Source organism: Shewanella sp. 10N.286.54.B9, assembly GCF_041468565.1.
Classification (GTDB): domain Bacteria; phylum Pseudomonadota; class Gammaproteobacteria; order Enterobacterales; family Shewanellaceae; genus Shewanella.
Genome location: NZ_JBFRIY010000033.1, coordinates 115431 through 133914 on the forward strand (window position 1 = coordinate 115431; position 18484 = coordinate 133914).

Annotated in this window: 16 protein-coding genes and 1 tRNA gene; 8 read left to right on the forward strand and 9 right to left on the reverse strand. The window is 41.8% G+C overall.

The window, feature by feature from the left end; translation table 11 throughout:
- Positions 1 to 198: 198 nt before the first annotated feature.
- Positions 199 to 351, forward strand: coding sequence for a hypothetical protein (locus AB4135_RS12025; RefSeq protein ID WP_371993131.1), 153 nt, complete (start codon positions 199 to 201; stop codon positions 349 to 351).
- A gap of 105 nt (positions 352 to 456) precedes the next feature.
- A complete protein-coding gene (locus AB4135_RS12030) occupies positions 457 to 1335 on the forward strand; it encodes an MBL fold metallo-hydrolase (RefSeq protein WP_371993133.1) in 879 nt (292 codons plus the stop codon).
- An 85-nt stretch (positions 1336 to 1420) separates the two neighbouring features.
- Here AB4135_RS12030 and AB4135_RS12035 read toward each other — a convergent pair whose 3' ends face one another.
- The 4 genes from AB4135_RS12035 to AB4135_RS12050 are packed head-to-tail and all read right to left on the reverse strand — an operon-like array spanning position 1421 to position 6800.
- On the reverse strand, positions 1421 to 1594 hold the full coding sequence (locus tag AB4135_RS12035) for a Trm112 family protein (protein ID WP_020912385.1): 174 nt from the start codon (positions 1592 to 1594) through the stop codon (positions 1421 to 1423).
- 4 nt (positions 1595 to 1598) lie between these two features.
- On the reverse strand, positions 1599 to 2597 hold the full coding sequence (gene lpxK, locus AB4135_RS12040) for a tetraacyldisaccharide 4'-kinase (protein ID WP_371993135.1): 999 nt from the start codon (positions 2595 to 2597) through the stop codon (positions 1599 to 1601).
- Positions 2598 to 4421 (reverse strand): lipid A export permease/ATP-binding protein MsbA, encoded by a 1824-nt coding sequence (msbA, locus tag AB4135_RS12045; protein ID WP_371993137.1) that lies wholly within the window; start codon positions 4419 to 4421, stop codon positions 2598 to 2600.
- 33 nt (positions 4422 to 4454) lie between these two features.
- A complete protein-coding gene (locus AB4135_RS12050) occupies positions 4455 to 6800 on the reverse strand; it encodes a DNA internalization-related competence protein ComEC/Rec2 (RefSeq protein ID WP_371993139.1) in 2346 nt (781 codons plus the stop codon).
- A gap of 44 nt (positions 6801 to 6844) precedes the next feature.
- On the opposite strand from AB4135_RS12050, the gene AB4135_RS12055 reads away from it, so the two are divergent.
- The gene (locus tag AB4135_RS12055) at positions 6845 to 7351 is read left to right on the forward strand and encodes a DUF2062 domain-containing protein (RefSeq protein ID WP_371993141.1); all 507 of its coding nucleotides are present in this window, start codon (positions 6845 to 6847) and stop codon (positions 7349 to 7351) included.
- Between the two features lie 73 nt (positions 7352 to 7424).
- Here AB4135_RS12055 and AB4135_RS12060 read toward each other — a convergent pair whose 3' ends face one another.
- From AB4135_RS12060 to yejK, 3 genes are all read right to left on the reverse strand, one after another.
- On the reverse strand, positions 7425 to 8267 hold the full coding sequence (locus tag AB4135_RS12060; protein ID WP_371993142.1) for a M23 family metallopeptidase: 843 nt from the start codon (positions 8265 to 8267) through the stop codon (positions 7425 to 7427).
- 15 nt (positions 8268 to 8282) lie between these two features.
- Complete coding sequence (locus AB4135_RS12065; RefSeq protein ID WP_371993144.1) at positions 8283 to 9164, reverse strand: 6-carboxytetrahydropterin synthase; 882 nt, start codon at positions 9162 to 9164, stop codon at positions 8283 to 8285.
- 268 nt (positions 9165 to 9432) lie between these two features.
- Entirely contained in the window at positions 9433 to 10461 is a 1029-nt protein-coding gene (yejK, locus tag AB4135_RS12070; protein WP_371993145.1) for a nucleoid-associated protein YejK, read from the reverse strand.
- Positions 10462 to 10917: 456 nt separating this feature from the next.
- On the opposite strand from yejK, the gene AB4135_RS12075 reads away from it, so the two are divergent.
- The 3 genes from AB4135_RS12075 to AB4135_RS12085 all read left to right on the forward strand — a co-directional run bounded on the left by AB4135_RS12075 (position 10918) and on the right by AB4135_RS12085 (position 13217).
- Positions 10918 to 11136: a YejL family protein gene (locus AB4135_RS12075; RefSeq protein ID WP_020912377.1), complete on the forward strand. Its 219-nt coding sequence runs from the start codon at positions 10918 to 10920 to the stop codon at positions 11134 to 11136.
- An 85-nt stretch (positions 11137 to 11221) separates the two neighbouring features.
- Entirely contained in the window at positions 11222 to 13006 is a 1785-nt protein-coding gene (locus tag AB4135_RS12080; RefSeq protein WP_371993147.1) for a DUF3413 domain-containing protein, read from the forward strand.
- Positions 13007 to 13140: 134 nt separating this feature from the next.
- Positions 13141 to 13217, forward strand: a tRNA-Pro gene (locus tag AB4135_RS12085).
- A 59-nt stretch (positions 13218 to 13276) separates the two neighbouring features.
- On the opposite strand, the gene AB4135_RS12090 is transcribed toward AB4135_RS12085, so the two are convergent.
- On the reverse strand, positions 13277 to 13501 hold the full coding sequence (locus tag AB4135_RS12090) for a cytochrome c3 family protein (protein ID WP_371993149.1): 225 nt from the start codon (positions 13499 to 13501) through the stop codon (positions 13277 to 13279).
- A gap of 461 nt (positions 13502 to 13962) precedes the next feature.
- Between AB4135_RS12090 and AB4135_RS12095 the strand changes: the two genes are divergently transcribed.
- On the forward strand, positions 13963 to 16143 hold the full coding sequence (locus AB4135_RS12095; RefSeq protein ID WP_371993150.1) for a diguanylate cyclase: 2181 nt from the start codon (positions 13963 to 13965) through the stop codon (positions 16141 to 16143).
- Here AB4135_RS12095 and AB4135_RS12100 read toward each other — a convergent pair.
- Positions 16133 to 17572: an alpha/beta hydrolase gene (locus AB4135_RS12100; RefSeq protein ID WP_371993158.1), complete on the reverse strand. Its 1440-nt coding sequence runs from the start codon at positions 17570 to 17572 to the stop codon at positions 16133 to 16135. The two genes, AB4135_RS12095 and AB4135_RS12100, sit on opposite strands and share 11 nt — an antisense overlap.
- Before the next feature lie 111 nt (positions 17573 to 17683).
- On the opposite strand from AB4135_RS12100, the gene AB4135_RS12105 reads away from it, so the two are divergent.
- Positions 17684 to 18145 carry a DUF6942 family protein gene (locus AB4135_RS12105; RefSeq protein ID WP_371993152.1) on the forward strand — a complete coding sequence of 154 codons (462 nt, stop codon included), beginning with the start codon at positions 17684 to 17686 and terminating at the stop codon, positions 18143 to 18145.
- Positions 18146 to 18484 lie beyond the last annotated feature (339 nt).

Consider the following 18484-nt stretch of genomic DNA (forward strand, 5'->3'; position numbering starts at 1 on the left):
CAAACTGAACAAGCCCTCAAACCGAATACTAGTAATAGTAATAGTATTCGGTTTTTTTATAGTTATACCAATCAATATAAGAATTTGATCAATTCAGAACTGTTTTTGGCAAACTAATTCAAGGCGAATAACTGCAAGAATGGTTGTTCCCTTGTAAAGTTGTTCAACACAGAAGTAGGTAGCCAAAAAAGCTCCAGAATGGCGAGTTTTAGCGCTTCTGATGCTATGTTAACGAGCTTAACCGTAGAACAACTATGCTCTTCACTCGTTGCAAAACACATGGATGTGGTGAATGTCATTAATGCAGGAGCATTTAATGACATTGCCTCAGAATCGCTAAACTCTCGCTGAGAGACCAAATATTTATACTGGTTGGTATTAATGCATTCAACACAACAAATCTGTAACATCAGTTTACATGCTTAAAAAGTAAACTCCACCAATAAGGCAAACATGATGAAAATCTCAGTTAAACATGTAACCAAAATGCTAAGTTACAGCGCCCTACTTGCGGCAGCACTTATCACCAATAGTGTGATCGCCAATGATAGATTTAAAGATGTTGAGATTCAGCCTATCAAGCTAAGCGACAGTGTTTATATGTTTGTTGGTGCTGGCGGCAATATTGGTGTTTCTGTCGGTAGCGATGGCCTGCTGATGATTGACGACCAATTTGCTCCACTTGCCAATAAAATATCAGCGGCGCTCAATGAGCTCCAAACTGGTACTCCAAAATTTATCATCAACACCCATTATCATGGCGATCATACAGGTGCTAATGCCCACTTCGGCAGCACTGGTACCATCATGGCCCACCACAATGTGCTTAAACGCCTTGCTTCAGATGAAAAAACTACGCCTGAAGCACTGCCTGTAATCACTTACGATCATGGCATAACAGTGCATTTTAATGGTGATGCTTTAAAAGTTCGCCATATGGGGCCCGGTCATACAGACGGTGATAGTGTTGTGATATGGAGCAAAGCCGACATAGTGCACATGGGCGATCTGTTCTTCAAAGATAGATTTCCTTATATCGATCTATCCGCAGGTGGTTCTGTTAAAGGTTACCGCGATAATGTTGCTAGCGCTTTAAGTGACATGACTGATAATACAAAAGTTATTCCTGGTCACGGTGATTTAGCCAATAAAAGTGATTTAGCTCGATTTAAACACATGTTAGATGCCTCGATTAACTGGATGAGAGATCAAAAGGAATCAGGTATCGCGTTAAAAGATATAAAGAAGCAAGGCTTACCAGCGAAATGGAAAGACTGGAGCTGGAATTTTATCTCGGAAGATAAATGGATAGAAACACTGTACAAAGGACTTTGAATAATTTCACCTACTATCTGTACACTTTGTAAATCATCAATAAAAAAGCGCCACAAGGCGCTTTTTTATTCAGAATCGACGATGATTACTCAGCTAATGGCTCTGCTTTGTTCTCAAGTAAAACAGGAATGCCATCATTGATCGGGTAAGCAATTTTATCGAACTTACAGATGAGTTGGTTATCTTGTTTATTATATTCAAGCTTTCCTTTACATACTGGACACGCAACAATATCGAGTAGTTTTTTATCAAATGCCATGCTGTTACCTTTGTTTCTTTTCAACCACTTGCTTAACGCGGGTCAAAATCTGTTGATCAAATGAAGGGGGTAGCTTCGCATCTACAGCGAGATACCACCAGTTATCTTTTGCAAATTCGCGACATTTCACCGCATCTTTCTCTGTCATAAGCAGAGGACTTCCAGCAGTAAGCGCGGTCAATGTTGATTCACTATAGGCACTATGATCATCATATGCCTGCACCCTATCGAGGCTATACCCCATATCCACTAGCGTATCAAAAAATCGAGAGGGATTGCCAATACCAGCCATAGCAACCACATTCTGCTCTGGTTGTGGCGCCATATTTGGGCTCTGCTTACCATTAACTGAGTGCCATTGTGTTGGCTGCAATTGCATTTGTAGCTCATGACTTCGAGCTACGCCACCATTAACAATGACATGATCGACATCAGCGGTTCGCCAGTGCCCCTCTCTCAATGGCCCAGCGGGAAGTAACATTCCATTGCCTAAACGACGCTCACCATCAAGGATAATAAGCTCAATATCACGCCCGAGTGCATAATGCTGTAAGCCGTCATCACTGATAATAATATCAACATCGAAGTCATGAAGTAACTGCTGGGCAGCATCTATCCGTTTAGCGCCGACGACCATAGGGACATTCGTTCTTGCCACAATCATCGCTGGCTCATCGCCGACTTGGTTTGCATTATCACTAGGATAAACCGAACGCACCCCATCAATTTGTACACCATAACCACGACTGATAACACCAGGCTTATAGCCGTGCTGACGCAGTAATTCTATGAGGTATATGACGGTGGGGGTTTTACCGCTGCCACCAACAGTAATATTACCCACGATAATTACCGGTACAGCAAAAGTAGCTTGCGGCTTTAGGCCAACAACATATAGCTGTCTTCTGAACCAAGTTATAGCGGCAAATAGCAGCGACAATGGCCAAAGCGCAAAACGCAGAATATGCCCGTCATACCATAATTTGTTAACCCAAGATTGCATTTAGCTTCCAAACTGCATTTGGTATAGGTTGTAATAGATGCCTTGCTTTTCAAGTAGCGATGTATGCGTGCCGCGTTCAACAATTTCCCCCTGATCAACAACAAGGATTTGATCTGCACTTTCAATCGTTGACAGGCGGTGAGCGATAACGATTGATGTACGATTATGCCTTAAGTTGTCTAGACCATCTTGAATCGCCTTTTCTGATTCAGTATCTAACGCAGAAGTTGCTTCATCTAAGATCAATACAGGCGAGTTACGCAGTATCGCCCTTGCGATAGCAATGCGCTGTCTTTGACCACCTGATAGCATAACGCCATTTTCACCGATTTGGGTGTCTAGCCCCTCGGGCATTGGCTCAATAAACTCCATCGCGTGAGCAAGAGTGGCAGCGTTGATGATTTGCTCTCGGGTTGCTTCACCGGGATAGGCATAGGCAATATTATTCGCGATTGAATCATTAAATAACGTGACCTGTTGCGATACAAGCGCAACTTGGCTACGCAGCGACGCCAACGTATAGTCATTAATGTTGCTGCCATCAAGGGTGATTTCACCCGCTTTAAGACCGGTATAGAACCGAGTCACTAAGCTTGCGATAGTCGACTTACCAGAGCCTGATCGCCCTACTAGGGCCAATGTTTTGCCCTGTTCTACAGTAAAATCAATACCGTTCAATGCGAGTTTATCGTGTCCTGGATAACTGAAATCAACGTTGTTAAATGCCAATTCACCTTTAACTCTTTTAACGTCTAACGTACCGGTATCGCTTTCAGGTTTGGTATCAAGTAATTCAAATACGGTTGTACAAGCTGCAATACCACGTTGGAACTCAGCATTGACACGGGTCAAATTTTTAATTGGCTGCAACATTGCCAACATAGCCCCCAAAATCGTGGCAAATGTACCGGCGGTTAGCTCTGCTTTCATACTATCGATGCTGGCAGCATATAAGATAAATGCGATAGCAAATGAGCCAATAATCATCACCAAAGGTTGGCTAATGGCTTGTGCGGTGGCAAGTTTCATTGTCTGATAGCGATTTTGATCGTTTACTTTAGCAAAGCGCTGCGCTTCAGTTTCTTGACCGCCAAAAGACAATACATTCTTATGGCCTTTAATCATCTGTTCTGTCGCAGCAGTCACGCCACCCATCGCTGCTTGTATATTCTTAGATACCTTCCTGAATCGACGGCTCACAACGGTAATGACCAGCCCAATAATAGGGCCAATGATAAATATTACCAGTGACAGTTTCCAAGAGAAGTAAAACATAATAGCTATCATACCGACAACAGTGATGCTATCGCGGACTATAGTAATTAAAGCACTACCGGATGCTCGCGCTATCTGTTCAGTGTCGTAGGTAACGCGTGAGATTAAATTACCGGTGTTCTCGCTATCTATGTAGCTAACAGGTAGCGTTAGGTAGTGTTCAAACACCTCTTGGCGCAGATCCATAATCACCCGCGCACTCATGTAAGAGATACAGTAGGTCGATAAGAAGTTTGCCAAGCCTCTTAGGCTAAACAACACGATCACCACGATAGGTGCCATCATCAGCACATCACTGCCGGAATTAAAGCCACCACTGGTGCCGAGATCTAAGTCAGTTAGCCCACCTGCTCCTGTTGGTATTTGGCTGGCCTGGCCACCAAAGCCCTCATCAATAAATGGCTTTATAACGGCGATAAAGGTTGCATCGACCACTGCATACATCGTTAAGCCAACTATGGCAAAAAATAAAACAGCTTTAAGAGGTTTTAAATAGCCCAGTAGGCGTTTAAAAACCGTCCAAACTTCACTTTTAGGAGATGTTGTCATTGGGAGACTTAACGTATTGGCAAAAAAACTATTCTACTCTGGATTTTCAATCTCACCAAACCTAAACACTTGGTTATACCAAAATGGGGTAAAATCCGAGCGATATGTATAATAATCAACACTTCCATGCTTAAATATCACACTTAATTGTCCGTACTCCCCTGTCGTTAATGTCTCGATACCTAAACGATGATAACGCGCAACCACGTCCTCTTTAGGAAATCCATAACGATTGTTAAACCCTGCGGGAAACAATACCAGCTCAGGCGAGACAGCGTTAATAAAGCCTATACTTGAAGAGGTTCTGCTGCCATGGTGCGGCGCGCTCATCACCTGACTGGCTATCGCTTTATCGACTAGCAACGCAAGCTCGGCAGTGGCTTCAATATCGCCGGTCAGTAAAATGCTATTCCCCTCTTTACTGAGCCTGACAACACAAGAACCATTATTACCTGCTGTTGCCAATGTTGGCGCCACTATTTCAAGCTTTATAGCTTGCCACATAAACACTTTAGGACGGCAATCTATGGCACCTTTAGCGCCGTTATCTGAAATAATCTGAGCATTTGGAAATGCAGCCAGGATGACATCAGTCCCACCAGCATGATCATTATCAGCATGGCTCACCACTAAGTAATCAACTTTTCTAATTCCCTTATTCTTTAAAAAAGGTAACACCACCCGCTCAGCATAGCTAAAATTGCCACCAAAGCTTGCCCCCGTATCGTAAACAATAGCCCTGTTATTGCTTTCAATCACGACAGACATTCCCTGACCGACATCAAGCATATGTATTTTCCACTGCTGGCTTTGTTGATTTGAATAATGTTGGAAACACAAAAGAATGGTTGGTAGTAACATCGCGCTAAAAGTTATACGCCAATAAATGTCTCTAAATTGATAACAAAACCATAGACCAGCTGCTGCACTGAGTATTACAGCAATCCATTGATGAGAGAGATCAAGCCATGCAAAAGAAAGTTTACTCGCGTAATCAAGTAAAAAAAGAGCCGGTTCTAGCGTCTGATTGGCTAACCAAAAAGTATTTGAAAAATCAATTTGTAGACCGCTTAGCAAGCCAATAATGAACAACATCAAACAAAGTAAAGCCAAAGGGATAACCACAAAACTAAACCAAGGTACTAGCAGCAAATTAACGACTACGCTGATGGTTGAAGTCCCGGCAAATAAGCTCGCCTGTAAAAGGCCTAATATCAGCGCAAGCCTCCATTGGATCGCCCAAAATGGTACAAACCACTGCTGTAATTTGCGCCAAAAATCGCTATATATCGAGGTCGGTGATGTTTGAACCGCTATGTCCTCAAAAACCTCATTGCTTGGATGCTTGCTGTACTGGGTCGAAGAATATGTAGAGATTGTGACAAGAATAACGACCAGCGCCATAAAAGACAGCCAAAAGCTCGCACTGAGCGGACTGAATGGATCTATGATTAACACAATAAACAACGCATAAAGCAGCCTTTCCCAACTACTTGAAAATCGGTTGAAAAACCATGAACTCAAATAGGCAAGCAGCATAATAAGTGCACGCTGGGTAGAAACTGAAAAGCCCGCAAGATAAGCATACACAATCGCCGTCAAAGCGCAGACCAGCATTGCAATGACACCATTACGTCGACTTTGATTGGCAAGCAATTGAAACAGAATGGTTTTACTGACTATATAGCCCCAAAAACAAGCTACCGAAAGGTGCAACCCTGAGATAGCAAACAGATGACCGGTACCTGTATTTTTCAACTGCTGCCAACGCTCGGTTGTCATTAAGCTTTTGTCGCCAACTAATAACGCCAACATTAAATCTTGTGAAGGATATTGCTTGAGAGCGGGCTTAAGTTGCTTAATCAGCGTGGTTCTAACGTCACTATTTTCAGATATTAATTGACCATTAATCACTTTACCTTTAGCAAAAATATGTTTACTAAGCAGATACTTTTGCTGGTTAAAACCACCTTGATTCAACAAGCTAGTGATTGACTTTGGCCTAACTGTTAGCAGCCATTGCTGACCAACGTCAACGTTTGGCGGTTTTGACCATGATAATCTAAGCTTTCTGGTTACCGAGTGGGGCAAAATTGAATCAATCAGCATAATATCCATACTAATCCAGTCGCCGTTTGAGTGAACTAGTGATATGATTTCGGCCTTAACATCTATAGTGTCGACATTTTCACTTGTATCCCAGCTCATTAATAACGCATTAAAAGTCGTTATCCAGCTAAGTGCAATTAGGCCACCCGCCAACAAAGGGGTATGCCGAATAACAGCCATTGCCAGAATAATAAAAAACGGCAAGGCAGCAAGTTGAGGGAGCGATGGCCAAAGCATTGCTGAAATTATCGTGGCACAAAAGCCACACATGAATCCATTCATAGTGAAGTAAGTTAAGACAGCAAATTCAAGTTATGCCAAAAAAATTATTAGAAAGATTTATGCCGAAGCCTGAAACATTACGCAATCATAAAAATCTGCGCATGTTTGGTGATCTTTTACTGAAACCCAATTTATGGGCATTAAACCGACGCTCAGCGCCTGGGGCGTTCGCAGTGGGACTGTTTGTTGCTTGGATCCCGATGCCATTTCAAATGGTATTAGCAGCAGCGCTTGCAATACTTTTTAATGTCAATCTACCTCTGGCCGTTGCGCTAGTTTGGGTCACAAACCCCGTAACCATGCCTTTTATGTTTTATGTTGCTTATATACTTGGTGCAAAGCTCCTCGGTAACCATCCGCAAGAGTTTGTATTTGAAGCAAGCTGGCAATGGGTTGAGTCTTCCATTGAAACCATCGGCCCATCATTTTTGCTTGGTTGCCTGGTCCTAGGAGCTATTTTTGCAATAACCTCCTACTTCACCATAAAAGCATTATGGAAATACTCAGTGTTGTTTAAGTGGAAAAGCCGCAACAAGTAATGTTCCGAGGCAACCCATACAGCCACAAAAAAAGCAGCTTATCGCTGCTTTTTTTGTGGCTATCAAATTGGATTTACTTCGTCGATTGCTTTTCAAGTACGCTTTTCATCGAAGGGACTATTGTGGTTGGATCAAGTCTCATTTGATACCAGTTAACTCGCCAATCTAGATGCGGTCCCGTTGCGCGACCAGTCGCACCAACTTCTGCAAGCTTTTCTCCCTGCTTAACAATCTGTCCCTCTTTAACATACAGTTTGCTCAGATGCAGAAAACTAGAGCTTACGCCGTAACCATGGTCAATAATCATGGTGCCACCTGAGTAAAACATGTCTGCGACTGATAAGGAGATAACCCCATCCGCAGGAGCCACTACTACAGTGCCTGTTTTAGCCGCGACATCCACACCGTAATGTGGTGTGCCAGGTTTGCCGTTATAGACTCGCTGACTACCATAAACACCTGAAATACGCCCAGTGAGCGGCCAGATAAACGTTTGGTTAAACGCGTTATTCGGGCTAAATTGCGCTCGGGCGGTTTTGACCTGTTTACTGTCTTTCGCTGCTCGGCTTTGCGCTTTAGGATCTGGCTTCATGATCTTCTTGCTGATCCCATTGACTTGCTGGATCTTATAGTCGCGCTTCTCAATAGACAGCGGTTTAAGTTCAGTTAAACCGTCAGGATAAACGAGCTTAAGCATTTGCTTTAATTCAGCTTCCCTAGAAAATCCAAAAGCAAACTCCCCATTAGGGTTAACCTTAATAGCGTCATCATTCAAATAAACTTGCGTGCCTGGCTGCACTTTGGCTCGCACCAATGCGCCTTGTTTTAACTCGCCGTTCAATTCAACTTGAGCGCTGGCTGAAACAGAGAGCAAAGCTGTAATACTAGCAATGACTAGTGGGGAAATTTTACTCAAAATATCTCCTTGAAATTATTTTCTACATTGTCGACTTGCTATCGCTCCCTTGCCGATCCCCTCATAAGCGATAACTTTAAAGTTACTATCAGGCACTTTCTCAGATAAGGTTTGCGCCATAAAATCAGCCAATAACTCTACGGTTGTATCGTGGGGCAATACGTCACAACAGTCCTTAGGCATAGCCAGCTGGAAATCTCCCTGTGGAGCTTGATAATGGAAGCCCAAATGCGTGTTGTCATTGACTTGAGTTTGTGGAGAAAGGGTTAGCGTTTGTACTGACACACAGTCTTCGTCACTTCCAAGGTAAATATCGTGCCAGCGTTTAGCCCAATATTCATCCCATTTAGGTGCAGCCACCCCATTTTCAAATACGGTAACTGGGCTTCGATGCCCGTGAGCAATCCGTTGGCAGTTGCCATCATGCTTCTTAAGCCCATGAGTATAATGATAAAAAGGAGCATCATGAATTTCATTTCGCAGCGTTAAAGAGATCCCTTCTACGTTCGCAGGTAACACCTCTTTAAGTGCTTTTTGCAAGAACTTATTAACACTTTCAAAATCGATAATTTCACTTGGGATCAGCGCAAATGCTTGCGACGGGCACGCTAAGTGCATACCGCCCTGTTGACTATCGAAATCCATCCAGACTCTGTCACCTTGCTGTTGCCAGCGCACTTCACTGCAAGCCGTTGGGATCAATAAGCGATGATCAGCAACGTCATCAATGGTGTTTTTAATGGTTCGTTTTACTTTTGCAAAATCGAGTACCATGTTTTGCTCATCTAAGCCGCCATCTAACAAAACATCGACAATCCAACTTTCACCCACCATGCCGCGAATGGGACAGAGGTATGAGAAGTCAATAACAGTTAAATCTTTAACAAATAGTTGCATTTAAGCTCCTAGGTAGAAAAACAGTCTACCTTGCACAATCCAGGCAGCAATGGCTGCAGGATGAAATGATAGCAATCAATATCTAAATCACTCGCAGAGCGATCAAACTTTGATACTGATTGGTATTACAATAATTGCTGTAGCTTACAATGATAAACAGCAACATTCGACAACTTTACACTTATAACGGTCAATAACTAAACTCTAGACACAAAAAAACCGAGCGTTAAAACACTCGGCTTCCATTCCAGCTCAAAAGACTGTCTATCTATTCACCTTTTAAACGTCGATCAAGTTGATCTTTAAGGTTTGCCGGCACACCTTTTATGATAATCGTGTCTGACACTGGATCGTAAATCACACGCTCACCAAGATGCTGACTGTCAAAACTGAGTGTCACGCCGCCGCCAGTACCTGAAAACTTCTTCAACTGTCTCAGGGTTGGTTTATCGCCAGGGAACTCCTCTTCGAGGTCGTAATCTCCACCCTGAGCAAAGTCATAGAATGAATCCATACCTTGATCTGCTAGCTCATCAGCTAAATCTTTAATCTGAATATCAGCACCTTCGTCACAGCGCTCAGTACAGTAATCAAACACTCGCTCACGCGCGGTTTGGCGCTCATCTTTTGTCAGCTCACTGCCACCAACAAAATCCTCAACGGCATTCATCAATGATTTGTTCTGTGCTTTGGTATTAACACCTTCAACACAGCCCATGAAATCAAGGAAAAAGTCAGCGACTTTTCGACCTGCCCGTCCACGAACAAATGAAATGTACTTTTTAGACTCAGGATCTGCTTGCCATTCAGTCAGATCAATACGAGCTGCAAGTTGGACGTTGTTGAGATCTAAGTGAGTATTTTGCGTCAGCTCCATATCATCTAACACTGTCATTGATGACTTAGCGTTAAGCAAGGATACAAACAAAAAATCGCTAGTCATATAGGTATAGCAAGAAAGCAACAGAAAACCGCCAGTGCTAAAGTCATACTTAGCGAGTTCTTCCTGCAGTAATTTCCCTGCAATACCTGAAAACTCAACAAAGCCTAAATCATTGCTACGGTATTGGCTCAATGCAGCTTCGAACTTGGTATTTGCTTCACCGTCGTCACCGCTTATACCAAAATGACCAAAACCTTTACCAGCCTTTGTGGTGTAGGTTTGATGCAGTTCATCTAACATCGTCTCTACGGCTTGGCTGTTTAACAACGGCTGTGGGCGTAAACGACAGCTGAGCTGACCGTCTCCATCTTGAGAAATTGCATGGATGATTGCTTGTTCGACGTTAATACTCATTGAGCCTCGATAGAAAGTTGCTTAGAGCTATAGCCAGCGAATCAGCTCTATAATGATAAATAAATAGGTTTGTATACACCTGTAGCTTTTCGCTAATTGTCGGCTACATGGATACAATGACGGCAGATATCATACCAGACAGAAACCAGAAATCTAGATGATAAATAGTTCGCCATGGGAAAGGTTTTAACAATGTGATTGGCGAGGTCATAATGGTAATTAAGCAGCACTAATCAATTTATATCGGCTTTCTAATAAGGATGTAAATAACTGGCATATCTCCCCTACAGAGCTCTTTGCAACTGTTTGAATTGACACTGCGCAATCAAGCATTAACTCATTCCAGTACACAATAAATGATAAAAGCCTCAACAGGAGGCCAAAAAGTGCAGAGCTTATCGGAAAAATCCGTTATTATATGCCGTTAATCAAGATTTAAAGTGAACTTTTTCAATTATGGCTATCCAATCTAAATATTCAAACACGCAAGTTGAATCACTCATTACTGAGCTATTAGCAGTTTTAGAGAAGCATCAATCACCAACAGACTTGAGTCTGATGGCATTAGGGAACTGCGTAACTCACCTGTTGCAAAATAAAGTACCTGCTGAAGCTCGTGAAGTTGTTACAGAGCAGTTTGCAAAAGCTTTATCGCAGTCGGTTAAAAATAGCTAGACTAAACAAAGAGCCACATTGAGTAAGGGTTTAACCATTTAAGCTTAAGCCCATTAACTGCAATATAAGAGAAAAATGAGTCAGCATGGTTGAGCGACAAAAACAGATAGGACGAGATCGAGTTTCACGTTTAGTGAGCTGGGGACATTGGTTTGCTTTCTATAATGGCTTACTGGCTATTATTGTCGGCTATCGGTATCTCGGTACTGTTGGTTTTCCTGAATCAATCGTAGGCTGGAGCTATCTAGCGTTAAGCACCATTGGCCACTTTAGCTTTCTCGCTTTTATGGTCTATCTGGTACTCATTTTTCCTATTACTCTGTTACTTCCATACTCAAAGATACTCAGAGGCTATGCCGCTGTCGTCGCTACATTAAGTTTATGTATGCTGCTTTACGACACCATTATTTATGATGACTATGGCCTACACCTTAGCCCTTTTGTGTTTGATTTAGCTTGGGCTGATTTAAATGGGTTATTGCAAGGCACCTCCTACATTATTACGCCAATCGGCATTTTAGCTTTAGAGCTAACGCTCGCTAATTATTTGTGGAAACGTATCGAAAAAATCCGTAAGCGTAATTATGGTAACAAAGTCGTTGGGGTCGTTGGCTTATGCTTCATTGCCAGTCACCTAATACATATTTGGGGCGATGCCGCTGACGTTACCGAAATAACACAGTTTGATGATGCTTACCCGCTATCCTATCCAGCAACAGCAAGAAGCTTCATGGAAAGTTATGGTATCGACAACAGCCATGAAGACCAAGATCAAACGAGACCCAAAACCAGTCTCAAGTACCCTTTATCACCTATGCAATGTACGCCAGATGATAAACCCAATATATTATTCATTGCGATTGATAGCTTTCAGGCAAAATTAGTCGACAAAACAACCATGCCCTTCTTAACGGCATACGCTGATAAAAACCAAACTTTTCAAAAGCATTTAAGTGGTGGCAACCAATTTAGTAGCGGTATGTTCAGCTTGCTTTACGGCTTACAAGGCAGTTATATGAATGCCATAGACCTGCATTATGAAAGCCCAGTTTTGACTCAGGAGCTTGCAACCAATGGCTATCAGTTGGGGCTGTTTACCAGTGTCGATACCCTCGCTCGGCCTCAAGCTATTTTTGATGACTTCCAGCGAATTGACTCACAATATGATGATAGTTACGCAAGTTCAGATATCAGCTCCGTTGAAAACTGGCAGCAGTGGACTCAGGCATCAACACAGCCTTGGTTTACACTATTAAATTTAAAGTCACCCGATAGCTACGATACACCGATAGGCTTTCTTGGTGTTAAGACAGTAAAAGCAGATAGATCGCTAAAATCTGCTGAAAAAGTGTTATTCAATCAATACCGCCAGTCATTGAACTTTATTGATAGTCAGTTGAAAGAGATACTGACTGATTTACCTGCCAACACTTTAGTTGTCATCACCGGTGTCAGTGGAAAAATGTTTACCAGTAATCCGACTGAAGCCAGGGTAAACCTTTCGCCAGATAACGTTCAAGTTCCAATGGTTATTCATTGGCCTAAACAGAGTGCACATAAACGCATAAACTACAGAACAACTCACAATGCACTAGTGCCAACATTGATGACACAAGTACTTGGCTGTACCAATCCAACAACTGACTTTAGTGCTGGTAGCAGCTTGATGCAGCCGAGTGACAGAACCTGGGTTTATACCGGTGACAATCGTATATTTGCCATTTATCAGCAGTCTGAAATAACGACTATCGATCGACACGGTAAGTATCGGATTTACGACTCTGAGTATAAAAAACGCCTTAAAAAGAAAATGAGCGCCCCAGAGTTAATTGAAGTAATGCGTGAGGGCAGAAGGTTTTATATTCATTAGGGTAGCTAAAAAGTTTATAAACTAGCCAAACAAAACAATGATGTTAATGAAGCGCTTGCAGTGACTCAGCTGACTTGTTACAGTGCTGGCTCTTCAGAATTCCCTCAAATTATCATTTATTCTGTAGACATTTTCGGGATATGGCCTAGTCCGGTAAGGCGCTTGTCTGGGGGACAAGAGATCACAGGTTCAAATCCTGTTATCCCGACCAATTCTAATTAAAAAAGCCAGCGTATAGCTGGCTTTTTTATTGGCTAAACATCATTAGCCTTAGTCGTGGCAGTCAGCACACTCTTTGATTGTTAGATCAACAGTGTGTAGCTCTGTATCTAACTCATGAGCACTTTCCATATCATGACAATCGTTACACGTTGCAATTGTCGCTTCCATTTCAGTATGTGCTGCTACATCAATTTTTTCATGGCATTCAGTACAATCTACAGCCATTGCAGAAGCAGAGAAGGCTAGTACAGCAAACATAGATAAGTATTTCATAACAGTTCCTTAATCACGGAGTTGTTGCACTTAAACTCTGAAATGTTACAGACTATCTAAGCACATTTTTTAAAATTACATCGGTAAAAGCTTTTTGAAAATGAGTAGCTTAAACGATGAAAACCTATGTCTTATATGATAGCAACTAACATTAATTGAATCTTAAAATGCAGTGCTTTCATGAACAAAAGCTGAATAGGCAACCGATAAGATATCAATGCTGTGAACTAGATCTTATCTGTAAGAACATCAAAAGAGTTCTAAATATTGACCTAACAATATGTGCAGCTCCCCCACCCGCTAATTCCATAGGAGCAAAAACGAATAAGGCGAGTATTATTGAGCAAAACAACACGCTATCTGTTGCTATCCTAAGCAAAAGTTAATAAATTGTAGCTAATGGCTTTATATAATAAAAATGACTTAAATACGCACAATAAAATAAGCATAAAGGTTAGTATTTGGAAAAGATAAAACAACAAAAATTGCTATTAGCGAGTGCACTAGGTTTACTCGGTCTGGTCGTTAACCTCTATCCTTTGCCTTTATTTGCCAATATCCAGCTAATTTTAGGTAATGCTAGCTTTGTCGCTAGCGCAGTTCTCTTTGGGCCTTGGTATGGCCTATATACAGCCATTATTGCAGTTAGTGGGTTATTTATTGCTTGGGGTAGTCCTCACGTATACTTACTTTTTTCACTAGAAGCGTTATTTTTGGGCTTAGCTCATCGAAAAGGAGTTTACTCACTATATTCGAGTATGATTTTTTGGTTAGTTATAGGTATGCCATTGTTTTACCTATACGCAATTCTCAACTCACACATTCCCAGTAGCCACTTACCTTTTATTATACTGAAACAAGGGATTAATGGCGTTTTTTACACAGCTATAGCCTCTATGCTACTGCTTTTAACGCCCGTTTCTTTACACCTTTTTCTCAAAAGTAAAGATAGAAAACGCCACACTTTTAATACTCAGTTGACCTATGCATTTACACTAGTGATCTTTTTAGCACTTCTATTTGCGGCATTGTTATTTAACAACCAGTTTATCAACCGTCATCAGCAACTATTGAGCGAGAATATTAATGAATCTGCTCACCACATTGGAAACCTGACTCAGGCCCATATTGATACTCACGCACAAGTATTAAATAGTGCCGCAAATTGGTTAAGTTTGAGTGAAACGAGCATAGAGCAACAACAAACGGCACTTTCGAAATTACACCAGCAGTACCCAGGATACATAACGATGCTAATCGCCGATGAGCGAGGCATGATAGAGAGTGCTAGCCCCGTATCATTGCTCAATGGTGCAGTTAAGCCTGCAGACTTAGATGTGTCAGATAGAGACTATTTTATTGAGGCATTCGTAAATCAAAAGTCTTTTATATCACCCGTTTTTTTAGGCCGAGGCTTTGGCAATGATCCCATCGTCGCCATTAGCGCTCCCCTCTATTCACCACAGAATGCCTACCAGCCTATAGGCATCATTGAAGGGTCTCTAGACCTCGAACGATTTAAGGAAATAGACAGAACTAATAAGCTATTTAGAGATCAGTATATTGTACTTGTTGACAGACAGAACCGAGTTGTCTTCTCTTCACCAGAGCTCTCTATTCAACCACTGAGTAATTTTAGCTACTCAAAGGATAATGCTCTTGATACTAGTCTATTGCCCACCTTGAACATCCATGACAAAGCTAACATGTCACCTGAATATTTATACGCAGCTTATGATCTCGATATCGGATGGACTCTTTATGTTCTCAATCCTTTTAGACCTTTAGTCATGCTTGTCGAGCAAATGTATATTGCAACTTTTGCAATTCTCGCCATTTCACTGCTGGTCATTTTTCTGATCACACGCATCATTAGTGGCAGACTAACCCGCCCACTAGAGAAAATCGCCAGAAAGTTCAGCACTTCAAATAAGAATGACAATAGTGACTATGACATTGATGAGGAATCACCAAAAGAGATCTACTCTCTCTATAAACGACTAAAGCAAAGCAAGAGCCAGCTTATTGGCTATCAGTTGGAATTGGAGGAAAAAGTATCTTTAAGAACGTTTGAGCTAGAGCTAGCGAATCAAAAGTTAAAGTCATTAGCAGAGAGAGACCCTCTCACAGGACTCTATAATCGTCGCTATGCTGAAGAACAATTTCCATTGGTTCAAGAAAGCTGCCAAAGAAGCGATGAAGTGATTGCGATTGCTATCCTTGATTTGGATAGGTTTAAGGGCATTAATGACACCTATGGACATTTAGGGGGTGATCAGACGCTTAATACAGTTGCGAAGCTTCTTGAAAAAGACTTTAAGCGTGATGGCGATATTATCGTACGTTACGGTGGAGAAGAGTTCCTCATCATTATGCCGCTTTGTAATGCACTAAAAATTGAATCTCATCTCGACAGTTTTAGGCAGAGGCTTTCACAAGTCATTATTCACACCCCAGATGACAAAACTAAGTTTAGTGTTACTGCTAGTATTGGTGCCGTCATCGCTAACGGCACTTATAGTGCTTTGTTAGAAGACTGGATTAAACAAGCTGATTTGAACTTGTACCAAGCAAAAAACAGCGGCCGAAATAAGTTGGTATTTACCACTTTAAAAGATAATAACAACAAGGCTAATCGGTAATTATTGTATCCATTTTTTCAAGCATAAAGCCAAAAAATGGATTCCACTTTTGCCGCAGTATTTCACTTGGAGGCACACTGAGCACGCCGCGTTCACCTTTAGAGGCTCCTGCCCCTATTTGAATTCTTTGTCTTAACGGCGTTTTTAGCGGGCCGTATAACTCATCAGTTTTCGGAAACGGTAGTGCGATATGTGAAAGTGAGTAAACTTGCTTAGGCCATTGCTCGTTAATCGCTACAATATCGTGATTGGAGGCTAAAGTTCTGGCCTGAACTTCTCCTTCATCTTCACCAGTATTTTCTATCAAAGTAAAGTTGAAATTTAGCTCAGTCGAACCCATAAAATCCGCATAGGCTGATAACGGATCCGTCTCGATTAAGCTTAGGTTTACTTGAGTTCGGTTAATATCAAACATCACTAATTCATGCTGCTTATTCGGTAATTGCAGGTACAAATCATTGACTACAGCCATGCTATCAACGGTGTCATCAGTTAAAGATTGGAACGTTAATATCGGCGCAATCCGGGCTTTCGCATCACTATCCAATTGCGAGATCAACTCAACATTACGCCTGGCAAGTTGATACACCACATCTCCAGCATTCACTGCAAAAGAACTGTATTTGAATGGATCATACTCGGTCTGAATACTATTCCAACTTAGCTTATCAAGTCCTAATAGGTGACCGAGCCTCGATTGCCATTTTGCCCCAACAGCCACAGGCGGGAGCCCTATCGCTGGCGAGAGGAACACTAACCCTGAAAAGTCGCCACTTTTCCCTTGAGCAATTTTCTCAAGTTCATGATTAAGTGCAAGTGCTGCGCCCGTTGAAAAACCAACCACATAAAGCGGTTTATCTTGCATCACTAATTTCAAATGTTTAGTCGCTAAAGTTACTGCAGCAGCCATATCTTGCCAAGTCACATCAACAAGTCCAGACGGCAGGGTGCCATGGCCAGGTAGCCTTAATCCTAGGACATGTGCAGCCTCTTTATAGTGCTTAGCGAAGTGCTGCATCGCGTAGGGAGAATCAGACATGCCATGCAACAACAAAATGCCGTAATCAGCTTGTTCATTTTGCCATTCAAAGCTTCTATTCCAATTTTGAGGCCATTTTTTTGGATCTGAATAACTGCCCGAAACATAACGATTAAGCACCAATAAGGATTCAGACTTGGTTTCGGTTATAACGGTATCTTCAACTTCCGCAAATAACCTGTCTTCTAATTGTAAGTAGTCGTTGAAACTGGCAATACTCGGCTGTTGCCGATATTGCGCTTCTAACTCTGTTGTATGCCATAAGTCGAGATCTGGACGAGAGTTTAAATACCAAACAGCGGCTGCAATTAAGGCAATACTGGTTCCAATAGAGGAGTAAAACAGTGCAAATGCTAAATGCTTCGCCGATCCAATTACAATGGATTTCATCATCAATAGAGCTCATTAATAAGTTGTTGGTATAAAAAGATATAGTGAGTAGAATACTGACCAATAACTTTAACTTACACTGTTTTTAGTCGTAAACAAATAGACAATATTATGATTGGAACTGAACATGCTAGTACCTGCTTTTACCTGCCTACACCACCAAAACTCACAGAAAAGTGGAACCACTTAGATACAGGTGCAACTCAAGCTTTAATCGAGTTGAATGGAAATCATTGGCGTAAAATTTTGACCATCATGGCTAAAATTGTAGTCAATGAACAAGATTGGCGACAGTATCGCGATGTGCATCTACTAAAACGTGATGAATCTATTGCTATTGAAGCTAAAAAACTCAGCAGCAATGCGACACGACACATAATTTGCGGTAAAGAGAGTACTGACGCTTTAATGCTTAATAGCGCTGAATTTGTACCGATAGACATGCAGCGTACGACCTTGTTAAAACATCCGCACCAAGCCATATATCTATGTCCCTATTTAGACTATCGACAGTTTCCCAATAAACAAATCAATCTCTTAAGGCATTCGTTGGGTTTAGCCGCTCTAAACTAATACCAATTCCATTATAGAGTTGACCATTCAGCGGGAATTTAAATCACTTTAGACAAGCACGTGGGTTGTAGCTAATAGTTATTCTCGGCTCTAGCATCCTCGGTAATCGCTCCATGCATTACTCTCGATAATTGCTCCTGCATTATTCTATCTTCGACCATCCTTGGTCTCGTACCTCCTAAATCTGACTGCCAAGGAGGGTGGGAATGTCTCATTTTGTATGGAACAAAATAGACCATTTAGTCGTGCTTCGCTCTACCTTCTGCATCTGACCACCATGGAAGGAGGAAATGTCTTATTTTGTATGGAACAAAATAGACCATGCAGGCGTATATCGAA

Excerpts from the sequence above, each read along its gene's own strand:
- msbA (WP_371993137.1), bottom strand. The coding sequence starts at position 4,421 with ATGACAACATCTCCTAAAAGTGAAGTTTGGACGGTTTTTAAACGCCTA.
- yejK (WP_371993145.1), bottom strand. The coding sequence starts at position 10,461 with ATGAGTATTAACGTCGAACAAGCAATCATCCATGCAATTTCTCAAGAT.
- AB4135_RS12035 (WP_020912385.1), bottom strand. The coding sequence starts at position 1,594 with ATGGCATTTGATAAAAAACTACTCGATATTGTTGCGTGTCCAGTATGT.
- AB4135_RS12080 (WP_371993147.1), top strand. The coding sequence starts at position 11,222 with ATGGTTGAGCGACAAAAACAGATAGGACGAGATCGAGTTTCACGTTTA.
- AB4135_RS12025 (WP_371993131.1), top strand. The coding sequence starts at position 199 with ATGGCGAGTTTTAGCGCTTCTGATGCTATGTTAACGAGCTTAACCGTA.
- AB4135_RS12075 (WP_020912377.1), top strand. The coding sequence starts at position 10,918 with ATGGCTATCCAATCTAAATATTCAAACACGCAAGTTGAATCACTCATT.
- AB4135_RS12050 (WP_371993139.1), bottom strand. The coding sequence starts at position 6,800 with ATGTGTGGCTTTTGTGCCACGATAATTTCAGCAATGCTTTGGCCATCG.
- AB4135_RS12030 (WP_371993133.1), top strand. The coding sequence starts at position 457 with ATGAAAATCTCAGTTAAACATGTAACCAAAATGCTAAGTTACAGCGCC.
- AB4135_RS12090 (WP_371993149.1), bottom strand. The coding sequence starts at position 13,501 with ATGAAATACTTATCTATGTTTGCTGTACTAGCCTTCTCTGCTTCTGCA.
- AB4135_RS12065 (WP_371993144.1), bottom strand. The coding sequence starts at position 9,164 with ATGCAACTATTTGTTAAAGATTTAACTGTTATTGACTTCTCATACCTC.
- AB4135_RS12100 (WP_371993158.1), bottom strand. The coding sequence starts at position 17,572 with ATGAAATCCATTGTAATTGGATCGGCGAAGCATTTAGCATTTGCACTG.
- lpxK (WP_371993135.1), bottom strand. The coding sequence starts at position 2,597 with ATGCAATCTTGGGTTAACAAATTATGGTATGACGGGCATATTCTGCGT.
- AB4135_RS12055 (WP_371993141.1), top strand. The coding sequence starts at position 6,845 with ATGCCAAAAAAATTATTAGAAAGATTTATGCCGAAGCCTGAAACATTA.
- AB4135_RS12105 (WP_371993152.1), top strand. The coding sequence starts at position 17,684 with ATGATTGGAACTGAACATGCTAGTACCTGCTTTTACCTGCCTACACCA.